Origin of the sequence: Sphaerisporangium sp. NPDC051011 (assembly GCF_040653595.1) — a bacterium.
In the GTDB taxonomy this organism is placed as follows: domain Bacteria; phylum Actinomycetota; class Actinomycetes; order Streptosporangiales; family Streptosporangiaceae; genus Sphaerisporangium.
On the sequence record NZ_JBFAGG010000005.1, the window covers coordinates 239,016 to 262,630 of the forward strand.

General features: G+C 70.9%; 16 protein-coding genes. 11 read left to right on the forward strand and 5 right to left on the reverse strand.

Annotation, left to right across the window (positions count from 1 at the left end):
- Positions 1-47: 47 nt before the first annotated feature.
- Positions 48-353: a hypothetical protein gene (locus AB0H21_RS13935; RefSeq protein WP_358515999.1), complete on the reverse strand. Its 306-nt coding sequence runs from the start codon at positions 351-353 to the stop codon at positions 48-50.
- A 499-nt stretch (positions 354-852) separates the two neighbouring features.
- Here AB0H21_RS13935 and AB0H21_RS13940 point away from each other — a divergent pair, with 499 nt between their 5' ends.
- The 8 genes from AB0H21_RS13940 to AB0H21_RS13975 all read left to right on the forward strand — a co-directional run bounded on the left by AB0H21_RS13940 (position 853) and on the right by AB0H21_RS13975 (position 11,777).
- Entirely contained in the window at positions 853-1,701 is an 849-nt protein-coding gene (locus AB0H21_RS13940; RefSeq protein WP_358516002.1) for a helix-turn-helix transcriptional regulator, read from the forward strand.
- Between the two features lie 188 nt (positions 1,702-1,889).
- Positions 1,890-2,042: a DUF397 domain-containing protein gene (locus AB0H21_RS13945; RefSeq protein WP_358516552.1), complete on the forward strand. Its 153-nt coding sequence runs from the start codon at positions 1,890-1,892 to the stop codon at positions 2,040-2,042.
- Positions 2,043-2,547: 505 nt separating this feature from the next.
- On the forward strand, positions 2,548-2,976 hold the full coding sequence (gene mscL / locus AB0H21_RS13950; protein WP_358516005.1) for a large conductance mechanosensitive channel protein MscL: 429 nt from the start codon (positions 2,548-2,550) through the stop codon (positions 2,974-2,976).
- Between the two features lie 264 nt (positions 2,977-3,240).
- Entirely contained in the window at positions 3,241-5,676 is a 2,436-nt protein-coding gene (locus AB0H21_RS13955; RefSeq protein ID WP_358516007.1) for a PQQ-dependent sugar dehydrogenase, read from the forward strand.
- 94 nt (positions 5,677-5,770) lie between these two features.
- Positions 5,771-6,865 (forward strand): LLM class flavin-dependent oxidoreductase, encoded by a 1,095-nt coding sequence (locus tag AB0H21_RS13960; protein ID WP_358516010.1) that lies wholly within the window; start codon positions 5,771-5,773, stop codon positions 6,863-6,865.
- A 312-nt stretch (positions 6,866-7,177) separates the two neighbouring features.
- Entirely contained in the window at positions 7,178-8,185 is a 1,008-nt protein-coding gene (locus tag AB0H21_RS13965) for a LacI family DNA-binding transcriptional regulator (RefSeq protein WP_358516012.1), read from the forward strand.
- A gap of 10 nt (positions 8,186-8,195) precedes the next feature.
- Positions 8,196-9,707 carry a protein kinase gene (locus tag AB0H21_RS13970; protein WP_358516015.1) on the forward strand — a complete coding sequence of 504 codons (1,512 nt, stop codon included), beginning with the start codon at positions 8,196-8,198 and terminating at the stop codon, positions 9,705-9,707.
- A 660-nt stretch (positions 9,708-10,367) separates the two neighbouring features.
- Entirely contained in the window at positions 10,368-11,777 is a 1,410-nt protein-coding gene (locus AB0H21_RS13975) for an ice-binding family protein (RefSeq protein ID WP_358516017.1), read from the forward strand.
- Positions 11,778-11,896: 119 nt separating this feature from the next.
- Here AB0H21_RS13975 and AB0H21_RS13980 read toward each other — a convergent pair whose 3' ends face one another.
- A complete protein-coding gene (locus AB0H21_RS13980) occupies positions 11,897-12,124 on the reverse strand; it encodes a DUF6158 family protein (protein WP_358516020.1) in 228 nt (75 codons plus the stop codon).
- Between the two features lie 486 nt (positions 12,125-12,610).
- Between AB0H21_RS13980 and AB0H21_RS13985 the strand changes: the two genes are divergently transcribed.
- Positions 12,611-15,487 carry a glycoside hydrolase family 48 protein gene (locus AB0H21_RS13985; RefSeq protein ID WP_358516022.1) on the forward strand — a complete coding sequence of 959 codons (2,877 nt, stop codon included), beginning with the start codon at positions 12,611-12,613 and terminating at the stop codon, positions 15,485-15,487.
- A 435-nt stretch (positions 15,488-15,922) separates the two neighbouring features.
- Positions 15,923-16,489 carry an NlpC/P60 family protein gene (locus AB0H21_RS13990; RefSeq protein WP_358516025.1) on the forward strand — a complete coding sequence of 189 codons (567 nt, stop codon included), beginning with the start codon at positions 15,923-15,925 and terminating at the stop codon, positions 16,487-16,489.
- A 105-nt stretch (positions 16,490-16,594) separates the two neighbouring features.
- Here the strand turns inward: AB0H21_RS13990 and AB0H21_RS13995 are convergent, their stop codons facing one another.
- The gene (locus tag AB0H21_RS13995; RefSeq protein ID WP_358516027.1) at positions 16,595-21,157 is read right to left on the reverse strand and encodes a cation-translocating P-type ATPase; all 4,563 of its coding nucleotides are present in this window, start codon (positions 21,155-21,157) and stop codon (positions 16,595-16,597) included.
- Positions 21,158-21,421: 264 nt separating this feature from the next.
- On the opposite strand from AB0H21_RS13995, the gene AB0H21_RS14000 reads away from it, so the two are divergent.
- A complete protein-coding gene (locus tag AB0H21_RS14000) occupies positions 21,422-21,784 on the forward strand; it encodes a DUF1304 domain-containing protein (protein ID WP_358516030.1) in 363 nt (120 codons plus the stop codon).
- A 44-nt stretch (positions 21,785-21,828) separates the two neighbouring features.
- Here the strand turns inward: AB0H21_RS14000 and AB0H21_RS14005 are convergent, their stop codons facing one another.
- On the reverse strand, positions 21,829-23,034 hold the full coding sequence (locus tag AB0H21_RS14005) for an ImmA/IrrE family metallo-endopeptidase (protein ID WP_358516032.1): 1,206 nt from the start codon (positions 23,032-23,034) through the stop codon (positions 21,829-21,831).
- 98 nt (positions 23,035-23,132) lie between these two features.
- Complete coding sequence (locus AB0H21_RS14010) at positions 23,133-23,483, reverse strand: hypothetical protein (RefSeq protein WP_358516034.1); 351 nt, start codon at positions 23,481-23,483, stop codon at positions 23,133-23,135.
- Between the last annotated feature and the right edge of the window lie 132 nt (positions 23,484-23,615).

Consider the following 23,615-nt stretch of genomic DNA (forward strand, 5'->3'; position numbering starts at 1 on the left):
CGCGCCTGCGGCGCCTGGACTTATGGGCGCCCGCGGCGTCTCGCCTTTCAGCGCCTGCGGCGCCGGGGCGGCTCGAAGAAGTTGAGCAGCCCGTCCCCCTTGCAGGTGCGGCACGCGTGGCCGCCCTCCCCCTTGCCTTCGCCTCCACAGGTGGAGCAGGCGACCACCCGGTCGAACCGGGGGTCGCGGTAGCTGTGCCGGGTCCGCCGGCGGTTGATCGCCCAGCCCTGCACCAGCGCGAACCCGTCGATCTCGGCGAACAGCGCGTCACTGAGTTCCCAATGCCGGGCCAGTGCCTGGGCGCGGATGAGCGTCCACAGATTGGCCGTGACCCCGGCGGGACCGACGTTCATGGAGGATCGTCCTCTCGCTCCCTGATCTTCGGGTGACTTCCGGGGCCGGAACGGTGCCCCACCACCGGCCCGGCCATGACACGGCGCCGCTGAGGCGGTGCCCCGACTCCGCGCCCGCCCGGCGCGGTCCTCCCCGTCCCGCAGGGAGACGCCGCCCACGAGGGTCCGGCTCGCCGGGCGACGTCTGCTCCGTTAGGGACTAACCTTCTGTTTACCCTGGTTAGTGCTAAAGGCAACCGCCGATGGCAATTGCCACCAAACACTCCCCTGTTCGATACCTTTGACGTTCAACGCGTGCCAATACGGTGGCCAATACGCTGGACTGGTACCACGTAGGACCGCTGTAGACCGCTGTAGGCCGCTGACGCCTGCGATGGGCGCCGCGGCCGTCGCCCGGCCACGCAAGCCGCCGCCCCCTGCTTCGCCACGACCCGGCGAGCACGCGGCGCACGCCCGCGCCGGCGCGACGTCAGGGAACACCAGGAAGGGGTGAGCGCCGGTGGCCGAAGCCAACCCGACCCTGCGGCGCCGCCAGCTCGCCACGCGCCTGCGCGAGCTCCGCAAGGCCGCCCGGCTGAGCATCGAGGAGGTCGCCCACAGCCTGGAGTGCTCGCCCGCCAAGATCAGCCGCATCGAGACCGCGCGGCGCGGCGTCATCCCGCGCGACGTCCGCGACCTGTGCCAGATCTACGGCGCCGGTCAGGCCGAGACCGAGGCGCTCATGCGCATGGCCCGCGAGGCCCGCCAGCCAGGCTGGTGGCAGACCTACGACGACCCCGACTTTCGCCTTTATATAGGGTTGGAAGCGGAGGCGTCCTCGATAACCATCTACGACACCTGCGCGGTGCCAGGAATACTGCAGACCTCCGACTACGCACGGGCGATAATTCGAGCCGTTCTCCCGGAGATCGATGAAAGCGTTCTTCTGGACCGCGTCGAGACGCGCCTGAAGCGGCAGGAATTGCTACGGCAGGCGACTCCTCCCCATCACCTGGTGATTCTCGACGAATCAGTCCTTCATCGCCCCGTCGGGGGGGCGGAAGTCATGCACGCCCAGTTGACACACGTCATCGAATGGGCCGAACTCACGCACGTCACCGTTCGCGTGGTACCTTTCAGCGTTGGAGCGCACATGGGATTCAACAGCGCTTTCACACTGCTGGAAATGGACGACCCGACCGTGTCGGACGTCGCCTACGTCGAGTCCATCACCCGGGCGGAGTACCTGGAGAAGCCGGCCGAGTTGGCGGTGTGCCGGGAGGCCATCCGTCAACTGAATGCACTCGCGCTGGATCCCGAGGCATCGGTGCTCCGTATCGCCGAAGTAAACCAGAACCACGCTAGTTGATCAAGCGGCATGGCGGCGGTCCCACCAAGGATCTTGGGATGGGATACTGCGAGGGATGGACCACCGACCATCGGTGGCCATGTCACATCCAAGAGGAATCAATGAGGTTCTCGTCAGCCGCGTATTTTCCTGCGGTCGAGTGGCGCACGGCCGCTCGTTGCACCACCAAGAATTGCGTCGAGGTCGCGATCACGGACGGGATGATAGCCGTGCGTGACTCGAAGGACCCCGCCAACCCCGCCCTGCTCTACACAGAGAGCGAATGGCAGGTTTTCATCGACGGCGCCAAGAACGGCGAGTTCGATGTCCAGAGTCTCAAAAAGGGGCCCAGCGAGAAGTGAGCGACGCCGGGGTGGGTCAGAACGGCCCACCCCGGCCTCCGCAGAATACCTTCCCCATCGCCACCCTCATTCCATAGACGACCGCACATATGAACAACGGCGAAACGGCCACGAAGGCGGGCCCCCACCACTATGCCGACCGCCGTCGGCGCGACCATCGTCCTGCGCCTTCATTTCGCTCGGCTTCATCGAAGCCTTGCCCGGGCGTGAGTTCCGCGGCCGTCCCCGCAGACGCGAAAGGCCGGGCGCAGCCCCCTTCTCGGGACGGCGGCGGGAAAGTGTGAGAGGATTTCTCCGCATCGACGCCGGCACGTATCATGGCGATTCTCGCACCGAATGCCAGAGAACGGAGCGGCTTTCGGCCCCGTCCACCCGACGGCCACCGGCAGAACCGGGTGGCACCGCGTCGCGGGTCCGCTCGGCCCGGAAAATGGTCTGCGGGCGGGCAGATGGGTGGCCGGATGCATTCACCCCCCCCAGAAGCTCTCCCCGGAGGAAACCAAGAATGGGCGGATTCAGGAAGTTCCTGATGCGCGGCAATCTCGTCGAGCTGGCCGTGGCGGTCGTGATCGGCGCCACGTTCAGCGGGCTGGTCGAGGCGATGGTCGCCGACCTGATCACCCCGCTGATCGCCGCCGTCACGGGCGGCCGCCAGCCGGACTTCTCGCAGTACAAGTTCGTGGTGAACGGCGCCGAGTTCAAGTACGGCGATTTCGTGAACCACATGCTGACGTTCCTGATCATCGCCGCCGTCATCTACTGGCTCGTGGTGATGCCGATGACACGGCTGATCGCCTTCTTCGACCGCGACAAGAAGGCGACCGAGAAGCAGTGCCCGGAGTGTCTCAGCGACATCCCGGTGGACGCCCGCCGCTGCGCCTTCTGCACCGCCGAACTGCAGTCCGTGCCGGCCGGCGACCGCCCGCCCGCCTGACGCGGGGCCGGAGCGCCCGGCCCGCGGGCCCGGAGCGTGAGGGAGGTGCCGCCGAGGCGGGCCGGAGATCGATCTCCAGTCTGTTCCCGGCGGCACCTTTCGCTCTTCGGCGGCCCGATGTATTTTTCGGCAAGGACCTTTACTAACCCCGGCGGCGAACGCTCCGCCTCCAGCACCGCGTGACGGCGCATCGCGACGAACGCGGATTTGACCCATGGCTCTGACAGGAGAAAAGCTCGAATCATACAGATCCGGGAGGATCGCATGCGCGGAAGAAAACCCTGGTTACGCGGCCTGAGCTGCGTGGCGACGCTCCTCGGCGGCCTGCTCGTGGCCGCCGCCCCCTCGGCGAGCGCCGCCACCCGCTACGAGGCGGAGGACGCCACGATCTCGCAAGGAGCGGTCGAGTCGAACCACGCAGGGTACTCCGGCGCCGGGTTCGTCAACGGTGACAACGTCGCCGGCAGCTACACCGAGTGGACGGTCACCGCGGCGAACGCGGGCACCGCCACCCTCGCCGTCCGCTACGCCAACGGCACCGCGGCGGACCGCCCCTCCGATGTCAGCGTCAACGGCACGGTGGTCGCCGCCGCCCGGTCCTTCCCCGCCACCGCCAACTGGGACACCTGGGCGACCGTCACGCTGACCGCGCCGGTCACCGCGGGGGCCAACAAGATCCGCCTGACCGCCGCGGGCGCGGGCGGCAATCCGAACCTCGACTGGCTGGAAGTGGACGTCGCCGCGGCCTCCACCGACTACCAGGCCGAGAACGCGCAGCTCTCGCAGGCCAACGTCGCCACCAACCACACCGGCTACACCGGCACGGGCTTCGTCGACTACGTCAACACCGTCGGCGGCTACGTGCAGTTCTCCGTCACCGCCGCGGCGGCGGGCCCCGCGAGCCTGACCTTCCGCTACGCCAACGGCACCGCCGTGGACCGCCCGCTGGACGTCACCGTCAACGGCACGCTGGTGGCCTCCGGCCTGTCGTTCCCCGCGACCGCCAACTGGGACACCTGGCAGTCCAGGGCGGTGAACGCGACCCTCAACGCCGGCGCCAACACCGTCCGCGCGACCGCGATCACCGCCGACGGCGGCCCCAACCTCGACAAGCTGACCGTCGCGGCGGCGTCCGACACCCAACTGCCGACCATCCCCGGGCAGCCGTCCTGCTCGAACATCACCGCGACCGGCCTGACCCTGAGCTGGGGCGCGTCCACCGACAACGTCGGCGTGGCCGCGTACGACATCTACCACGACGGCAACAAGCTGGCGGAGGCCCCGGGGAACGTCACCTCGCGGGCGCTGACCGGCCTGTCGCCCGCCACCGAGTACCGCCTGTCGGTGTTCGCCCGCGACGCGGCGGGCAACGTGTCGCCGAGCAGCGCGCAGGCCATCTGCACCACGCTGTCCAGCTCCGACACCGTGCCCCCGACCGCGCCCTCCGGCCTCGCGTTCTCCTCGGTGACCTCCACCGGCGCGCGGCTGACGTGGACCGCCTCCACCGACAACGTCGGCGTCACCGCCTACGAGGTCAGGAGCGGCTCCAACGTGTACGCGACCGTCACCGGGAACCCGCCCGCGGCCGCGGTGACCGTCGGCGGCCTCGCCTGCGACAGCCCGTACACGCTGACCGTGGTGGCCAGGGACGCGGCGCTGAACACCTCCGCCCCGAGCAACGCGGTGTCGTTCCGCACGTCGGCCTGCTCCAGCGACGGCGGCACCCCGTCGAGCGTCACCGGCATCTCCACCGGCTGGTCGATCCCGTGGGGCACCGCCTGGATGCCGGACGGGCAGACGGCGCTGGTGACCGAGCGCGACACGTTCCGCGTCTACAAGGTCACCCCCGCCGGGGCGCGCACGCAGGTCGGCACCGTGCCGAACACGATGACCACCGACGGCGAGGGCGGCCTGATGGGCGTGGCCGTCGACCCGGCGTGGGCGACCAACCACTACGTGTACTTCATGCACACCGCCTCCGAGGGCAACCGGATCGCGCGGATGACCTACGACGGCAGCGCCCTCTCCGGCTACACCGTGCTGGTGCAGGGCATCAGGAAGAACCGCTACCACAACGGCGGGCGCCTCGCCTTCGGCCCCGACGGCTACCTGTACGCCTCGACCGGCGACGCGCAGACCTCCAGCCTCGCCCAGGACAGGAACTCGCTGAACGGCAAGATCCTGCGGATGACCACCACCGGCGCCCCGGCCCCGGGCAACCCGTTCGGCACGCTGGTGTACTCCATGGGACACCGCAACCCGCAGGGCCTGGCGTTCGACCGGAACGGCCGACTGTGGGAGGCGGAGTTCGGCAACAGCTCGCAGGACGAGCTCAACCTGATCAAGCCGGGCGCCAACTATGGCTGGCCGACCTGTGAGGGTACGTGCAGCGTGGCCGGCATGACGAACCCGAAGGCGTCCTGGCCGGTCGCGCAGGCCTCGCCGAGCGGCATCGCGATCGTCAGGAACGTGGTCTACATGGGCGCGCTGCGCGGCGAGCGGCTCTGGCGGATCCCGATCAACGGCGACACCGAGTCGGTCGGCACCCCCACCGCGTACTACGTCGGCGCCTACGGCCGCCTGCGGACGGTCACCAAGGTGCCGAACGCCGACCAGCTCTGGATGTCGACCACCAACGCCGACAACAACGGCGGCGGCGGTCCCGGCTCGGACCAGATCTTCCGGATCACCATCTCCTAGCGCGCGCTCCCGCCCGCGCCGGGTACGGCCGCCCGCCGTACCCGGCGCCTTCCCGTCCGGAATAGCCCTCATCCGGCCTGGGTTGTCCGATGGTGTGAGCGATCAGATCCGTGGCGTGGCCCGCGGCGAGTCCGGCGTCCCCCTGTCGATCCTGGACCTGGCCACCGTGGGCGCGGGTGACACGCCCGCCGATGCCCTCCGCACGACGACCGAACTGGCCCGGCGGGCCGAGGGCTGGGGCTACCACCGGTTCTGGGTGGCCGAGCACCACGGGATGCCCAGCGTCGCCAGCTCGTCCCCGGCCGTGATCCTCGCTCACCTCGGCGCCAACACCCGCAGCATCCGGCTCGGCTCGGGCGGCGTGATGCTGCCGAACCACGCGCCGATCATCGTGGCCGAGCAGTTCGGCACCCTCCACGCCCTGCATCCGGGGCGCATCGACCTCGGCCTCGGCCGCGCCCCCGGCACCGACCAGGCGACCGCACGCGCGCTGCGCCGCAGGGCCACCCCGGACGCCGACGACTTCCCCGAGCAGCTCGCCGAGCTGATCGCCTTCCTGGACGACACCTACGACCCCCACGGGTTCGACGACCCGCGCATGCGGATCCGGGCGATCCCCGGCGAGGCCGGCGCTCCGGGCTCGGGACGCCCGCCGATCTGGCTGCTCGGCTCCAGCGGGTTCAGCGCGGGGCTGGCTGCGCTGCTCGGCCTGCCCTTCGCGTTCGCCCACCACTTCAGCTCCGCCAACACGATCCCCGCGCTGGAGCTCTACCGCTCGCGGTTCGAGCCGTCCGAGGTGCTGGACAAGCCGTACGCGCTGATCGGCGTGAGCGCGGTGGCGGCGGACACCGGGGAGGAGGCGCTGCGGCGGGCGCGCACCGGAGCCCTCGGCATGCTGCGCCTGCGTCGCGGCATGCCGACCCCGCTGCCCACGCCCGAGGAGGCGGAGGCGTACCCCTACAGCCCGATCGAGGAGCAGTTCGTCCAGGAGTGGCTCGGCAACGTGGTGCACGGTGACCCGGCGACGGTCCGCGCGGGCCTGGACGCGCTGCGCGAGCGCACCGGCGCGGACGAGCTGATGATCACCACCGGCGTGCACGGCGGCGAGTCCCGGCTGCGGTCCTTCGAGCTGATCGCGGAGGCGTACGGCATGATCGGGGGCGAGGCGGCCGAGGGCGCCCGCGCATAACACCCTGGTAACGCCGGCGGCCACGCGCGGGGCGTCGCGACGCGGGACGGTGGGCCCGAGGCGGGGGCTGAGCTGCCCGACCGGCGGTCGGGCAGTGATCACCCGCGGGGATGCGCGGGCGGGGCCGGAGGTCTCCCAACCTCCACCAATCTCTGACAGGGACCTTTCTTCGCCTGGAATATGTCCGTAACATCGCCTCCAGATCCGCGCGAACATTTACTGGAAACATCTGTTGACACGGAAGAAACACTGTTATTGTAGTGGGAGCGCTCCCACACCTTCGCGATAAACCCCCTAAGCGGAGGAAGCCGGATGGCTGACCAGCCCACCCTCGCCCAGGTAGCAGCCGAAGCAGGGGTCTCCCCCGCCACGGCATCACGGGTTCTCACCGGCTCGGTCCGAGTGAGCACCTCGACGCGCCGCCAGGTCCACGACGCCATGTCGCGACTCGGTTACGTACGGCATCGAGCGCCTCGGGGCACCTCGGCGCGACGCTCCGACCAGCTCGTCGCCGCGGTGATCTGCGAGCACACCCCGCGCATCTTCTCCGAACCCTTCTACGCGCGGTTCCTGTCCGCCGCGGACGAGGTGTTCAACGCCTACGGTGTGCCGTTCGTCGTGATGACCGCCACACCCGCCACCTCCACCATCGCCGCGCCCCCGCTCGTCACCGGATCCTTCGACGGCGTCCTGCTCGCCGGAGCCAGGGAACGACATCCTCTGGCGATCACCCTCGCCGCCTCGGGAGTCCCGGTGCGCAGCGCCGGGCGGCCCCCGGACGGCGTCGACCTGCCCTACGCCGACATGGACAACCGCGACGGCGCACGCCAGGCGGCCGAGCACCTGCTGCTGACCGACCGGCGGAACATCACGGTGATCGCGGGCCCGCCCACGCTCCCGGGCGCCCGCGACCGCCTCGACGGATTCCTGCGGACGCTGCACGCGGCCGGGATGACCGACGTCCCGGTGGCCTACGGCGACTTCAGCCACGCCTCGGGCGCGCACGCCATGCAGTGGCTCCTGCAACGCTCCCCTCATCTCGACGCCGTCTTCGCCGCCTCCGACCCGATGGCGGCCGGAGCCCTCCAGGCGCTCCGGCGCTCCGGGCGGCGTGTGCCCGACGACGTGGCCGTCATCGGGTTCGACGACGCCCCGCTCGCCCGGCACACCTCCCCCACGCTCACCACGGTCCGCCAGCCGGTCGAGGAACTCGCCGTCCTCACGGCCAGGATGCTGCTCATGGCGATCGCCTCCGAGGACGAGGTCCCGCGCGGCAATCCGATCCTGCCCACGGAGCTGGTGGTCCGTGAATCCGCATGACTCAGGGGCCATGCGGGAGGGCGATGTGCTCACGCGCCGGTACCGGCTCGTGGAGCAGATCGCCTCGGGAGGGATGTCCGCCATCTGGCGGGCGTTCGACCAGTCCCTGCACCGCACCGTCGCGATCAAGGTGCTGGACGGGAGCCTCGGCGGCGACCACGGCGGGCGCGAGCTCATCCGCCGGGAGGCGCGGGCGACCGCCCGCCTGATCCACCCCGACGCGATCGAGGTGTACGACTACGGCGAGACGGTCACCGCGCGCGGGCGGCTCGCGGCGTACGTCGTGATGCGCCTGCTGGACGGGCGGCCCCTGTCCGAGCGGATCACGGAGGGGCCGCTGCCCTGGCGCGAGGCCGCGGCGATCGGCGCCCGGGTGGCGACGGTGCTCGCGGCCGCCCACCAGCGCGGGATCGTCCACCGCGACGTCACCGCCGAGAACGTCCTGCTCACGCCAGAAGGCGCCAAGCTGCTGGACTTCGGGATCGCGGCGTTCGTCGGCGAGCCGGTCGACCAGCGGCTCGCCGACATCGGCACGCCGCCGTACGTCGCGCCCGAGCGGCTGACCGGCGCCAGCGTGCATCCGGCCGTCGACGTGTACGCGCTCGGCGTGCTCCTGTACGAGATGCTCACCGGGGTCCCGCCCTACCCCGAGACCACCTGGGAGGCCGTCGAGGCTGCGGACCGCGGCGGGCCGCCGCCGGCGCCCTCCGGCGTCCCCGGACTGCCCTCCGAGATCGCCGCACTGTGCGCGGGCTGCCTGGCCGAGAACCCCGCCGAGCGGCCCGGCGCGCAGCATGTGGCCGACGTCCTCACCGCGGCGCTGAACGCCCCCGCGATCCCGGGGCAGGAGACCGCCCTCTGGATCCGGCGGATGCGCAGGGCCTCCATCGCGGCGGCGGCCCTGTCGGCGTGGACCGCCGCCCTTCTCTGGATAAATCCGGATCTGTCGCCGCCCACCGCGGCCGTCGACACTCATCCCACCGGCGCCGCCACCCCCGGCGGCACGCCCACGCAGGCCCCGGACACCACGCGGACCTCGCCGCCCCTTCCCAAGCGAACCGCCCATTCCGCCCCCTCTGCCGCCCCCTCTGCCGACACCGCCGACACCGCCGCCATGCCGCGCACCACACCGACCCACGCCGCACCGCCGGAGACGGCCCTGACGGATTCGGTCCCCACCCCGCGCACGGTCCTGATTCCCACGACGCCGGCCGCGCGCGGCGGCGAGACGGACGCCGAGCCTGCGGCCGACCTTGTTCCGACCCTCGCCCAGGCGGTGGGCCGGTTCGACGCGGCCGTCTCGGCCGGAGAGGTCGCCGGGGACATCCGCGCCGACGTCGCGCTCGACCTGCGCCAGGTCGTGCGCAACCTGCTCAACGGCCCGGCCAGGGCCGAGGGGCTGATGGACGTCCGCAGAAAGCTCGAGGACCGCAGCCGCGAGGGGGCGCTCTCGCCAGGCCAGAGGCAGAAACTGGAGCACGACCTGAACATGATCGACACCGCTCTCAGGCACGCCTCCTGAGGCTCGTCCGGACGGCCCTTTCACCGGCCCGATATCTCATGGCATACGCGGCGATACCGCGGAAAGCTCTTGCCTCCGGCAGCTGACGCGACGCCCTCGGAAAGTTCATCAATGCGGCGGATGGGAGCGCAATCCCGGGAGCCTCGAACATCACCTGCGCGTGATCTCGCCCGGCGCGTGAGCGGTCGCCGGTAGCGATCCGAGGGCGCGTCACCCCGTGGTGACGCGCCCTTTTCTGTGCGGCGCGTGCCGGCGCGCGGAGGCACGCCGTCCCTCCGGTCTCCTCGACGGCGCGCGGTGACCGCTTTGCCATGAATCCGCCCCGGCGCCGCGCCCGAGGGACGATCGCCGCGGACCATTACTCGGACGCGCTGAACTGGCGGTTCCCGCCCGATAAACACCCGGGACAATACCGGCGAAAAGCAATTCTTTCTCGCGGCAGACCATCGCTGGACGGACATTTCTAGCTTGTCTGAATATGGGGCTTGATTCAAAATTTCCGCATGTCGCATGACGATGGCGGCCCCATCGCTAAGTACCGTGGGATCTTGGGACGCATTATCGATAATGCGTTTTCGCTTAGCGATGGCAACAGCAAAGGACCGCTTCATGAATCATGCCAGTCGGCCTCGCGTCGGGGCGCGACATATCGTTCGTTCCTTGCTGGCGGCGGCTCTCACGGCGACCGTCGCGGCGTGGGTCGTCGCCGCGGCGCCCGGTGCCGGCGCGGCGGCACAGCCGATACCGGTGCCTCTCGGCGCGGCCGCCGGATTCGCGGTTCTGGCCGGCGCCTCGGTGACCAACACCGGCACCTCGACCGTCACCGGCGACGTCGGCGTCAGCCCCGGGACGTCGGTGACGGGCTTCATGCCGCCGAGCATCGTGAACGGCGTCATCCACCACAACGACGCCGCCGCCATCGCGGCGCAGGCCGCCCTGGCCACGGCGTTCGCCAACGTCACGGCCCGGCCGCTGACCAACCCGATCGCCGAGGCGCTCGGCGGCCAGACGCTGACCCCGGGCTTGTACGCCACCGCCGCGGGTGCGCTCACGCTCGGCGGCACCCTGACGCTGAACGCCCAGGGAGACCCGAACGCGGTCTTCATCATCCGCGGCACCGGTCTCTCCGTCGCTGCGGGCGCCACGGTCGCGCTGACCGGCGGCGCGCGCCCGTGCAACGTGTTCTTCGCGCTCACCGGCCCGGTGTCGCTCGGCTCGGGGGCCACCCTGCGCGGCAACCTGCTGGTGGTCCCGACCACCGCGGGCACCGTCACCGTCGGCCCGAACGCCACCATCGAAGGCCGGGTGCTCGTCGGCCCTCTCGGCACGGTGGCCATCAACGCGTCCACGATCACGCGGCCGCTGGGCTGCGCGGACCGCAGGCCGACCACCACCACGGTGGTCTCGTCCTGCACCAAGCACGGCAAGCCGGGTCCGATGACCCTGACCGCGACGGTGCGCGCGGCCGAGGGACCGGTCACGAACGGCCGCGTCGTGTTCACCAGCGACGGCATCGAGATCGGCACGGCCACCCTCGACGCGGCCGGGCACGCGACGCTGACGAACCCGGGCGTTCCCGTGGGCACACACCGGATCGACGCCCGGTTCACCGGGACCACCGAGTTCGACCCGAGCGCCGCACAGCCGCTGAGCGTGACGGCCGGCCCCAACGGGACCTGCCCGGAGGAGGAGTGCCAGGAGGACGAGGACGAGGACGATTGCGAGTGCGAGGAGGAAAAGGGCAAGAAGGATGAGAAGGGCGAGAAAGGCGAGAAGGGCGAGGTCAAGCAGGTCAACGACAGGAAGCGCCGGCACCACGTGCGCGATGACCGCCACCACCGTGACGACCACGGCAGGCTCGTGACGCTGCAGACCCTGCACACGCTGCACGGCTTCTTCAACGAGGGCGGCCACCACAGGCACCACGGCCGGCACGGCTCGGGGCATCATCACCACCACGGCTACAAGCCCCACTACAAGCCGTACAAGCAGCACTTCAAGCCGCACTACAAGCCCCGCTACCACAAGCACTACCAGGCACCGCGTCCGCGTGTCGCCGTCACCGGGTGACATGACGCCGGGAACGCACGGGGCCCGTCCGATCCTCTCGGACGGGCCCCTCGACGTACTGGTGACTTCGCTACAGGTGACCGCCGCGTCTTCCCGGAACGCGCGGCCCGCCTCGGAGGCTAGGTTCCGGGCGCGTCCCCGGGAACCGCAGCACCGGACGGGGCGGACGGGGCGCCCTCTCCGCGGCGGCGGGCGAACTCCTCCTCCAGTTCGCGGGTGCGGGACGCGAAGTCGTCCACGGCGTCCTCGGAACCGCGCAGCAGCGTCTCCATCCAGGACTTCTCGAGCTCACGGAGCTCGTCGCGCAGATCTCGCACGCTCAGGTTTCTCGGATCGGCTCTGTTCATGACTCCACCCTCCACCCGCACCCCCGATTCCGTCACCCCGTAACAAAGGGGGATATCTCACACTGCCACCGCCGCCCGGTGACGCCCCGGAGCGGACGGGACGGCAGGTCGGAGACGGGACAGGGGAGCGCGGGGCGGCCTTGCCGACACCTTGCCGAGACTGTCGCCGGAGGGGTGAAACTTTCAGCCCGCCGGTCCGCCCGGGCGGCCGGCCGGGCGGTGAACGGGCAGGCAGGGACGGAGGGGCGCGTCAACAACGCGGAATCAGCCGGACGTGTCATTGACATATTCGACCCGCCCACCAGAATCCGATGTGGGAGCGCTCCCATCGTACAGACACTTCCGCTTGACCCCGGTGCGACCCAGGACGTGCCGACCCCCGTACCGTCCATCGCATTCTCACCTTGGAGTACGTCCAGCATGTCAACATCATCGTTCGGAGCGGGAGCGCTCCCACGGTCACGAGCGAAACGACGTGGCGTGTGGGTGGCGCTCGTCGGCCTGGCGGCCGGCCTCCTCACCGTCGTGGCCTCCTCCCCTGCCTCGGCGGCCGTCGCCTGCTCGGTGGACTACACGACCAACGACTGGAACAACGGCTTCACCGGCGCCGTGAAGATCACGAACAACGGTGACGCCTGGACCAACTGGACGCTGCGCTTCGCCTTCCCCGGCGGCCAGCAGGTCACCCAGGGGTGGAGCGCCGACTGGTCGCAGACCGGCGCCAACGTCACCGCCACCAACCTGAGCTGGAACGGCAGCCTGGGCACCGGCCAGTCGACGAACATCGGCTTCAACGGATCCCACACCGGCACCAACCCCAAGCCGACGTCGTTCTCGATCAACGGCGTGGTCTGCACCGGCGGCACCCCGACCAACCAGCCGCCGACCGTCGCGCTGACGTCACCGACCGCGGGCCAGACCTTCACCGCGCCCGCCACGGTCAACCTGGCCGCGAACGCCGCCGACTCCGACGGCACTGTCTCCAAGGTGGAGTTCTACAACGGCACCACGCTGCTCGGCACCGACACCACCGCGCCGTACACCTACAGCTGGACCGGCGTCGCGGCGGGCGACTACTCGCTGACCGCGAAGGCGACCGACAACGCCGGCGCCACGACCACCTCCAGCCCGGTGGGCATCACGGTGTCCGGCACCACGGCCCAGGCCATCGTGGTCAGCCCGACCACGCTGGTCGTCCCCGAGGGCGGCACCGCGTCGTACGGGGTCAAGCTGTCCAAGGCCCCCACGGCCAACGTGACGGTGACGACGGCCAAGGCGGCGGGCGGCGACCCGGACCTCACCGTGCAGTCCGGCGGCACGCTGACCTTCACGCCCGCCAACTGGAACACGACGCAGCCGGTGACCATCGCCGCGGCCGAGGACGCCGACACGGCGGCCGGCACGGCGACGTTCACCTCCACCGCGACCGGCTGGACCTCCGCCTCGCTGGTGGCCACCGAGGCCGACAACGACGGCTCGGGCGGCAACAACGAGTACATCCAGCGGTTCACCACGATGTACAACAAGCTGCACGACCCGGCCAACGGCTACTTCTCGCCGCAGGGCGTCCCGTACCACTCGGTCGAGACGCTGATGGTCGAGGCCCCCGACCACGGGCACGAGACGACCTCGGAGGCCTTCAGCTACTACCTGTGGCTGGAGGCGGTCTACGGCCAGGTCACCGGCACATGGCAGCGGTTCAACGACGCGTGGGGGATCATGGAGAGGTACATCATCCCCTCCACGGCCGACCAGCCGACCAACTCCTTCTACAACCCGTCCAAGCCCGCGACCTACGCCGGCGAGTGGGACGACATCCGGCAGTACCCGTCCCGCCTCGACGGCGGTGTGTCGGTCGGCGCCGATCCGCTCTCCAACGAGCTGAAGTCCGCCTACGGCACCGGCGACATCTACGGCATGCACTGGCTGCTGGACGTCGACAACACCTACGGCTACGGCCGCTGCGGCGACGGCACCACCAAGCCCGCCTACATCAACACCTACCAGCGCGGCCCCGAGGAGTCGGTGTTCGAGACCGTTCCCCAGCCGTCCTGCGACACCTTCAGGTTCGGCGGCCCGAACGGCTACCTGGACCTGTTCACCGGTGACAGCTCCTACGCCAAGCAGTGGAAGTACACCAACGCCCCCGACGCCGACGCGCGCGCCGTCCAGGCCGCGTACTGGGCGTACACGTGGGCGAAGGCGCAGGGCAAGGAGTCGCAGATCTCCGCCACGGTCGCGAAGGCCGCGAAGATGGGCGACTACCTGCGCTACGCGATGTACGACAAGTACTTCAAGAAGCAGGGCTGCACCAGCACGTCCTGCGCGGCCGGGACCGGCAAGGACAGCTCGGCCTACCTGCTGTCGTGGTACTACGCCTGGGGCGGCGCGAACGACTCCTCCGCCGGGTGGGCCTGGCGCATCGGCTCCAGCCACAACCACTCCGGGTACCAGAACCCGCTCGCGGCCTGGGCGCTGTCCAACGTGGACGTGCTCAAGCCCAAGAGCCCGACCGCCGTCACCGACTGGAGCACCAGCCTGACGCGGCAGCTCGAGTTCTACCAGTGGCTGCAGTCGGCCGAAGGCGCCATCGCGGGCGGCGCGACCAACAGCTGGCAGGGTCACTACGCGGCCCCGCCGGCCGGCACGCCGACCTTCTACGGCATGGCCTACGACTGGCAGCCCGTCTACCACGACCCGCCGTCCAACCAGTGGTTCGGCTTCCAGGCGTGGTCGATGGAGCGCGTGGCCGAGTACTACTACGCCACGGGCAACGCCACCGCCAAGTCCATCCTGGACAAGTGGGTGGCCTGGGCGATGGCCAACACCACGGTGAACGCCAACGGCACCTTCCAGATCCCCTCGACGCTGCGGTGGACCGGCCAGCCGAACACCTGGACGAACCCGCCGACGCCGAACACGGGGCTGCACGTCACGATCGCCGACTACACCAACGACGTCGGCGTGGCCGGGGCGTACGCCAAGGTGCTCATGTACTACGCCGCCAAGGCCAACAACACGGCGGCGAAGAACATGGCCAAGGCGCTGCTCGACGGCATCTGGGCGAACAACCAGGACGCCAAGGGCGTGTCGGTGCCGGAGACCAAGGCCGACTACAGCCGCCTCGACGACCCGATCTACATCCCCGCCGGCTGGACCGGCAAGATGCCGAACGGCGACACGATCAACTCCAGCTCGACCTTCATCTCGATCCGGTCGTGGTACCGCAACGACCCGGACTGGCCGAAGGTCCAGGCCTACCTGAACGGCACGGGTCCCGCCCCGACGTTCAACTACCACCGTTTCTGGGCGCAGGTCGACGTCGCGGTCGCCCTCGCCGAGTACGGCCGGCTGTTCCCCTGATCCACCCGGACGCGGCGACGCCTGAGTGACGCCGCCGCGTCCGGGCCGGGTGCGGGGTGTGGTGGGCCCGACCCCCACCGCATCCCGCACCTTTCCCCCGCGAACGCGGTCCCGGCCACGGTGACCTGCACGCCCGCCTGATCTTCCAGACGTGGTCTCGAAACGCCCTGGGAGCGCGAGACCACAGCCCGGCCGGGCCTTTCAAGCGGGCCCGGCCGGGCACCCCCACGTCCGCGTCATCGCCCGGCCTGGCCCGCGGGCCCCGGGCGAGGGCCAGTCCCGCCGCCGGCACGGCGATGAACGGACAGTGATCGCCGCAGCGTAACATTCTCGCCATACAGCACTATGCGTGACATTTCATCAAACCCGCGCATCCTGCGATGACCCGATCAGAATGAAGAGGGCGGACATCGACCAGGGAACGGGGGGTTCCACGTGCGGCGATCCGTCCGGCTGGCGGCCGCGGCGGCCGTCCTCACCCTCGCGGCGGGGTCGGCGCCCCTGGTCGTCGCCAACGAGCCGAACCGGGTGGTGGCCATCGCCCAGGCCATCCTCAACGGGCAGGAACAGAGCCGGTGGAAGGGCGGGGCGATCCCGTACGTCTGGGGCGGCGGGCACGACACGTCGCCCGGCCCGTCCCTCGGCACCTGCCAGGGCTACCACGGGTCCATCCGGCCGTGCCCGGCCGACACCACCGTCGGCCTGGACTGCTCGGGGCTGGCCCGGTGGGTATACCACCTCGCCTACAAGCAGGACGTCCTCGGCGGCGGGACCACCGACGACCACATCCAGCGCATGCGGAGGATCCCCGCCAAGGCGGCCCGCCCCGGCGACCTGGTCTTCTACGGCAAGGTGCGCAAGCGGACCGTCCGGACGCACCACGTCGGCATCTACATCGGCGGCGGGAAGATGATCAACGCGCTGCGCACGGGCACCACGATCCGCACCGACCGCGTCACCGTCCTGCCCGACCTCGCCGGGTACTACCGGTACGAGGACTGACCGCTCCCCCGCTGCCCTTCCTGTTCGAGCTCGAGGTAGGCGTCCAGGTCGCCGGATCCGCCGTGGACGACCATCTGCATGACGGCTCCGGTGAGGGCCCTCGGCTCAGGCCCCCTGGTACGAGGGCGACCGTTCCGGCGCGGCCTCGTGGGCGGCGGGGGCCGGCCGCGCGTCCCCGGACGGCTCCCCCACCGCCGGAGCCCGCCTCTCCCACCGCTGTGCGAGCGCGCCGAGGCCGGTCGCGGCGGCGGCACTGCCCAGGCCGATCACCCAGCCCAGCGGGCCGAGGGGACGGCTGCCGAAGAAGTGGCTCACCCCGGGCACGGAGACCGCCAGCCACAGCACGACCAGCGATCCGAGCGAGGCCAGCACGACCAGCCGGTCCCGCCCGCCGCCCGCCACGGTCTGGAAGAGCTGGGCCGCGACGAGCGCGACCAGCCCGACCGTGTCCGCCCGTCCCTTCGTGCCGGTCAGCCGCCCGGCGAGCCAGGCCGCGATGGCGGCGCTCGCCGTGACGACGGAGCGCAGGTAGATGTCCCGGGTCAGCGACGCGCCGAGCGACGCCTCCGGACCCTCGGCGAGCAGCTTCTCCGGGTCGACCGACGCGGGCGGCCGTACGGCGACCGCCAGGGCCGGCGCCATGTCGGTGAGCAGGTTCACCAGCAGGAGCTGGCGGGCGTTGAGCGCGCTGCCGCCCGCGAGCAGTCCGGTGCCGACCGTGAAGACGATCTCGCCGACGTTGCCGCCGAGCAGGATGCTCAGCGAGTCACGCACCGAGGTCCACATCGCCCGGCCCTCGACGATGGCGTCCACGATCGTCTCGATGCGGTCGTCGGTCACCACCAGGTCGGCGGCGGCGCGCGCGGCGGGCGTGGCGCGCGAGCCGAGCGCGATGCCGACGTCCGCCATGCGGATCGCGGGCGCGTCGTTGGCGCCGTCCCCCGTGACCGCCACGACCTCCCCGGCCTGGCGCAGGCAGGTGACGATGCGCGCCTTGTGCGCGGGAGTGGCGCGGGCGAAGACGGCGACGTCGGGCAGCACCTTGGTCAGCGTCTCGTCGTCGAGCTCCTCCAGCTCGGGGCCGGTCATCACGCGGCGGCCGTTCAGCGCGTCCAGCTCGGCGGCGATGGCCTCGGCGGTGCTCGGGTGGTCCCCCGTCACCATCACGATGCGCACCCCGGCGCGGACCAGGCGGCGCACGCTCTCGGCGGCCGTCGGGCGCACCGGGTCGGCGAGGCCGAGGAACCCGAGGAAGCACAGTTCGTCGATGCGCGACTCGTCCAGGTCGCTCCGGTCGGAGGCGGGGCGCTCGGCAACCGCCAGCACCCGGTACCCCTGATGCGCCAGACGGTCGACCTCCCGCTCCAACGTGCGCCGCGCGACGTCGTCCAAGGGGACGACGGCCCCATCGGCGAGCACCTTGTCGCAGTGCGTGAGCACGATCTCGGGGGCGCCCTTGACGCTCAGCAACTGCCCGCGCTCGGTCGCGCCGAGGACGGCGTGGTACCCGCGGCCCGGCTCGAAGGGCATCTCGTCGACGCGCTCCCAGCTTTCCAGCCCCTCCCGCGGGGTGACGCCGACGCGCTCGGCCCCGCCCAGGACCGCGCGGTCGGTGGGGTGCGGGATCACCCGCCCGCCGCCGGCCGTCGGGCTCGCCCGGACGGCCGCCGCGAGGATCCGCCTCAGCCGGTCGCCGGCCTCCTCCACGCGCGCGCCGGCGTGCCCGTCCGAGATGTACCGCAGGCTGATGTGCCCCTCGGTCAGCGTCCCGGTCTTGTCGAAGCACAGCACGTTGACCCGCCCGAGCGCCTCGATCGTGGACGGGTTGCGCACCAGAGCGGCCCGCTTCGACAGCCGCCGCGCCGCCGCCAGCTCGGCCAGGGTGGCCACGAACGGCAGCCCCTCGGGGACGGCGGCCACCGTCAGGCTGACGGCCGGGGTGAGCGCCGCGGCCAGGGGACGGCCGCGCAGCAGGTCCGTGAACAGCAGGACGACACCGGCGCCGATCGAGATCGGCAGGATGCGGCGGCTCAGCTCGCGCAGCCGCAGTTCGACGCCGGTCGGCGGGCTCGGCTCCGCGGCAAGCCGCGCGCTGCGTCCGGCCTCGGTCATGTCGCCGGTCGCGACGATCACCGCGCGCCCGCTACCCGCCGCGACCGTCGTGCCCTGGTAGACCATGGAGCCGCGGTCGGCGATGGCCGCAGCCACCGTCGGCGCGGCCGTCTTGGTGACGAGCTGCGACTCCCCCGTGAGCGTCGACTCGTCCACCTCCAGGCCGTCCGCCTTGATGACCCGCGCGTCGGCGGGGACGTCGTCGCCCGCGCGCAGCTCGACCACATCGCCCGGAGCGAGGTCCTCCTTGGTGGCGGCCACGCTGCCGTCCGGACGGCGAAGCCGCACCCGGACCTCGGTCGCCTCGGTCAGCCGGTGCAGCGCCCGGCCCGCACGGAACCGCTGCACGCCGCCGAGCAGCGCGTTCGTCGCCATGACCACGCTGATCATGATGGCGTCCAGTACCGAGCCCACCAGGGCCGACAGGACGGCCGCGGCCGCGAGCGCGGGGGTCAACGGGTTCGCCAGCTCCTCGCCCAGCGTGCGCGCGAGCGACGCCACACGTTCGGCCTCCTCGGTCACGCCCTCGCGGCGGCGCCTTTCGGCCTCCTCGCCGGTGATGCCGTTGGACGACGAGCCGAGGCGCGCCAGGACCTCCTTGACCGACATGGCGTGCCACGGGGTCGTGTCGGCGCGCAGCGGGGTGGGCATGCGGCCGGCGGCGCGTCCCGACCACTCGCCGAGCAGGACGGCGGCCAGCGAGGCGGCGGCGTCCAGGAAGTACGCCCGGCGAAGCGCGGTCGCCTCCGGCCCGGCGATCGCGAGCAGGCCGCCGACGACCGCGGCGGCCGCGCCGAGCCGCACCCCGTTCGTGCTCGTGCCCACCGCCCGGGGCAGGCAGCTCAGGAACAGGTGGACACCGGCCGTGTCGGCGACGACGTCGGCGTCCCAGGGGACGAGCCCGGCCGCGTCCGGCACGCCGACGCCGATGTCCGCCCGCGCCAGCGCCGTACCCGTCCCCCGCGACACCACGACCACGCCGTGGCCGCGCGCCTGCAGGCCGTACACATGGGAGGCCGCGTCGGCGCCGACCGGGAGCACGTTCTTGATCGAGAACCGCCGGGCCAGATCCTCGCCGCCCGCCAGCACCACCGTCCCGGCGGCCTTCGCGGCGGCGACGATCGCCTCGGCCAGCGGGTCCACCTCGCGCGCGAGCCCGGCGACCGCGATCGGCCTCCCGTCGCGGCGCACCTCGAAGGCGCGCAGGCCGCGTTCCCCCCACGCGGCGGCCCAGGCCGAGGGCAGGACGTCCAGGTCGTCGAGCGGCGTGACCGACCAGCCGTCCCCGCTCTCCCCGGCTCTGTCGCCGGCTCTGTCACCGGCCGATTTCCCGGTCCCTTCCGGGGACACGCCGTCTCCGCCGGAACGGGCCCCGCGCCACGGATCGGAGAAGTCGATCAGCGAGTACAGGCGGGCGTACAGCTCGCCGGTCGTCATGCCGTCCGTGAGCGGCTCGACCCGGTCGATGGTCCAGGCCCCGGTGGTCAGGACGTCCGGGTGCAGGATCACCGTGTCGACCCGGTCCATCGCGCGCAGCGCGTGGGGGTTCAGGACGGCCGCCTCGCGCGCCGCCAGCGCACGGCCGACCGCCCCGGCGAACGCCTCGCGGGCCACGTCGGCGATCTTCGGGGTGCCGGCGACGAGGACCGACAGCGCGCGCGGGCCGTGCGCGGTTACCAGCCGGGTCGCCCCGTAGGCGGCGGCCGACGCCGGGCCGGCGATCTCCGCGTACCGCTCGGCGGGGCCGTGCGGCAGATGGTCCGGACGCGGTCCGGCGGTCGCCCGGATGTGGCGGTAACTCCCCGGAACGGCGGCCAGCCGTTCCTCCAGCAGCCTCCAGGATCCGAGCTCGGCCCTGGCCTCCACGTACCGGCAGACCGACCCCATCGTCTGCGCGACCAGCCCGAGCGGACGCGTGGCGAGCGTCTGCGTGACCATGAGGACCGTCGTGAACAGCGTGTCTGCGGGGCCGCGGCCGAGACGAGCGTCAAGCGCCTCGCGCGCGGCCGGGCTGAAGTTCAGCAGGTTCGCGATGGCGGGCACCGTCGGGTTCAGCGGCCGTACGCGGACGATCTGACCGGCGATCGCCAACCCGGCCGCGACCGCGCTCGCCGTCAGGCGGATCGCCGTACGCCTGCACTCGTCCGCCGGGCCGGCCGGGGCATCGCAGGCCGTGCCCCCATTGACGTCCCTATTGACGTCCACGTTGATGTCCACGTTGACGTCGCCGTTGACGTCGAACTCCTCGACGATCGCCAGCAGCGTGGCCTCGTCGGGCCGGCGCGCGCCGGGGTCCGCCTGCGCGAACCCGACGAAGACGCAACCGAGACGGCCGTTGACCTCGGCCCGTGCGACGCCGGGCACCGCGCGGAGCCGGTCCTCCAGCGCGTGGACCGCGTCCACGGTACCCGCGCCGCCGATCGCCCGCAGGTCGACGCGCACTCCTCCGGGGCAGGGCACGAGCCTGCGCGGGGAGCGGACGGCGCCCCGCAGCGGAGTGGGCAGGACGGCCCGCAACAGCGACAGCGGGGTCGCCAGCACACGCGTCAGCGCCATGCGGCTCTCCGGCGGGCGCACCTCATCATCCCTCCACGCGGGAGTCCGGGGGGCGTCCAGCGGAGTCGTACGAATGACCAGGTCAGCCGCCGTCTCCAACGACCGGGCGGCCGTCCCCGACACTCTTCCTCCCAGAAGGACCCCATAAACCAAGCTCACGTACACCACCGCTCAGACGGCTCAGGCCATCGCGGACCGGCCCGGGGTCTCTAGGCTGGGCAGGCCGGTCGATGAAGGCCATCCCCCCGATTCCGAGGAGCTCGTATGACAGTGGTCGCCGACGTTGTCGTGGCCGCGATCGCGCTGCTGCACGTCTACATCCTGGTGCTGGAGATGTTCCTCTGGACGACGCCCCGGGCGATGAAGGCCTTCGGCACCGACCCCGACCTCGCGCGCAGGACGCGGACCCTGGCCGCGAACCAGGGCCTGTACAACGGCTTCCTCGCCGCCGGCCTCGTCTGGGGCCTGCTCGCCGCCGACCCGGCGGGCTTCCAGGCGAAGATCTTCTTCCTGAGCTGCGTCGCCGTCGCCGGCCTCTACGGCGCCGCCACCGCGAGCAGAAGAATCCTCTTCGTCCAAACCATCCCGGCCCTGATCGGCCTGATCCTCGTCCTACTGACCCACTGACGCCGCGCGCGTTCCCCCACGCGGCCTCGGAGCCCCCGCCGGCCTCAGACCGCGAGCAGTTGGTTCTCCAACTGATGTTTGACCACCATCGGAGACACGTCGAAGCGGTCGGCGATCGCTTCGAGATCATCCGGCAACGCCGCTTCGGGAGCGTTGCCGAGAAGCTCACTGATGCCACCGGCCGGAGCGAGAAGCTCCGCGGCGAACGCCCGCTCGACTTTCTGGCGTTCCGTGTACGCGGTGGTCACGATGAAGATCGGTTCCGGCTCCCACAAGTAATGCCACAGCGCACGGGCAAGCGTGAACCGCCGCGAAGTGGCCGGACGGTCGGGCTGGATGATCGCCAAGGGACCCGAGTCCTCCGCCGCGCCGGCGACCGCCTGCAGTCCGCGATCCGCCGCCCGCCGGTCGAGGCCGGCGATGTAGGGGTCCAGGACGAACGCATCACCGTCCGGAAGCCCCAGCACCTGCCGTACCGCTCTGGCCTGGTTCCAGCCTCTCTGCCATGACCGGTCTCCGGGCGACGTTGGAGGCATACGCAGTTCGTTACGCAACTCGAGCGCGTCCATCGCCTGGCGAGAAGACGCTATCTCTGCTCGCGCCCTGCGCAGCCACTCCAACGCCTTGCCCATCGACGCCGGTTCGACCGCGTCCAGAAAGTCCCCGAAGAGCTGCCCCTGCAGGTCTTCGGAGGCTTGGAGTATCAGTTGCTCGTATGGCTCCGCCTCGGCATAGGGGTCCAGGCCCAGTCGGGCTGCGGCAATGCAGAATTCCGCCTCTTCGGGTTCCGCCCGCTGGATCTCCGCCCACTCTTTCTCCAGAGGTGTGCCCGTAATGCCCATTTCAGCGAGCCGGGTCAGCACAGCGGAGATCAAACGGGCGAACTCCCGCTCGACAGCTTCCCGATCAAGGTACGCTTCCCCTCTGCCCAGGAATCTGATCGACCACTGGGACGAAACTCGCCGATCCTCGTGCCAGATCAGATGCGTCTGCCGCCCGTCGGGGATGATGAGAAGGTCCGGCCAGAGAAATCCGTCCCCACTGGCCCGGAGTGAGTGCCGTTGAACCTCCGGCGTCTCGAAACGCTTCCGAGCGTCGATCGCCAGGGCGCGCGCGGGACGAGCGTCCGCCCGCAGGAGCCACCAGTTGTATGCCAGCCATTCGGCGATCGGATAGAGAGGACAATAAATGGATCGGCGTGAGCTGCCCGAGCTCAGGTCTTCGACCAGAGTGACGTCTTCGGACCCCACGCTGATCTGTATGCGAGCCCACGTGGCTCGATGCTCCGGAGCGCGTACCCCCGGCGCTACCTCCCAGTCCCAGCGGAACCTCAACTCTGGAACCGTCGTCATCGGTCACCGCCTCCACTGATCTCGTTGAGCCCCTCCGGACACTCATCTCGATCGAGCGGGTACCCCTTGTACTGACCGAGCTCCTGGTTGACCAACCTCGCCTCGTAAATCACATTATCCAGGCGATGCCAGGCGTAACGAGGGAACTCCCCCTCCCAGGGCGCGCCGACGTTGCCACACGCGATGGTCGACCGCAACCACTCCGTGATCTCGGCGGGGTCACCGAACTTCGGATCGCATTTGCCGGCGTCCGCTCGGAGCTTGGGCCGCCCGGCGAACGATGGATACGACTTGTGTTCCCCGCTGCCGACGTAGGACACCCTGAGGGCCAGCTCTTCCAGACACACGCCTTCAGGTGGCGGTGTGAGGCTTCTACGGAGAGGGCGTCGGCGTCTGGGGGCACGCATGGGCTCAGTATGGCAAACCTGTTTTCCCAGGTGACAGGGGTTTTCGAGATGCGTCTTAGGTAGCCGTTTGCG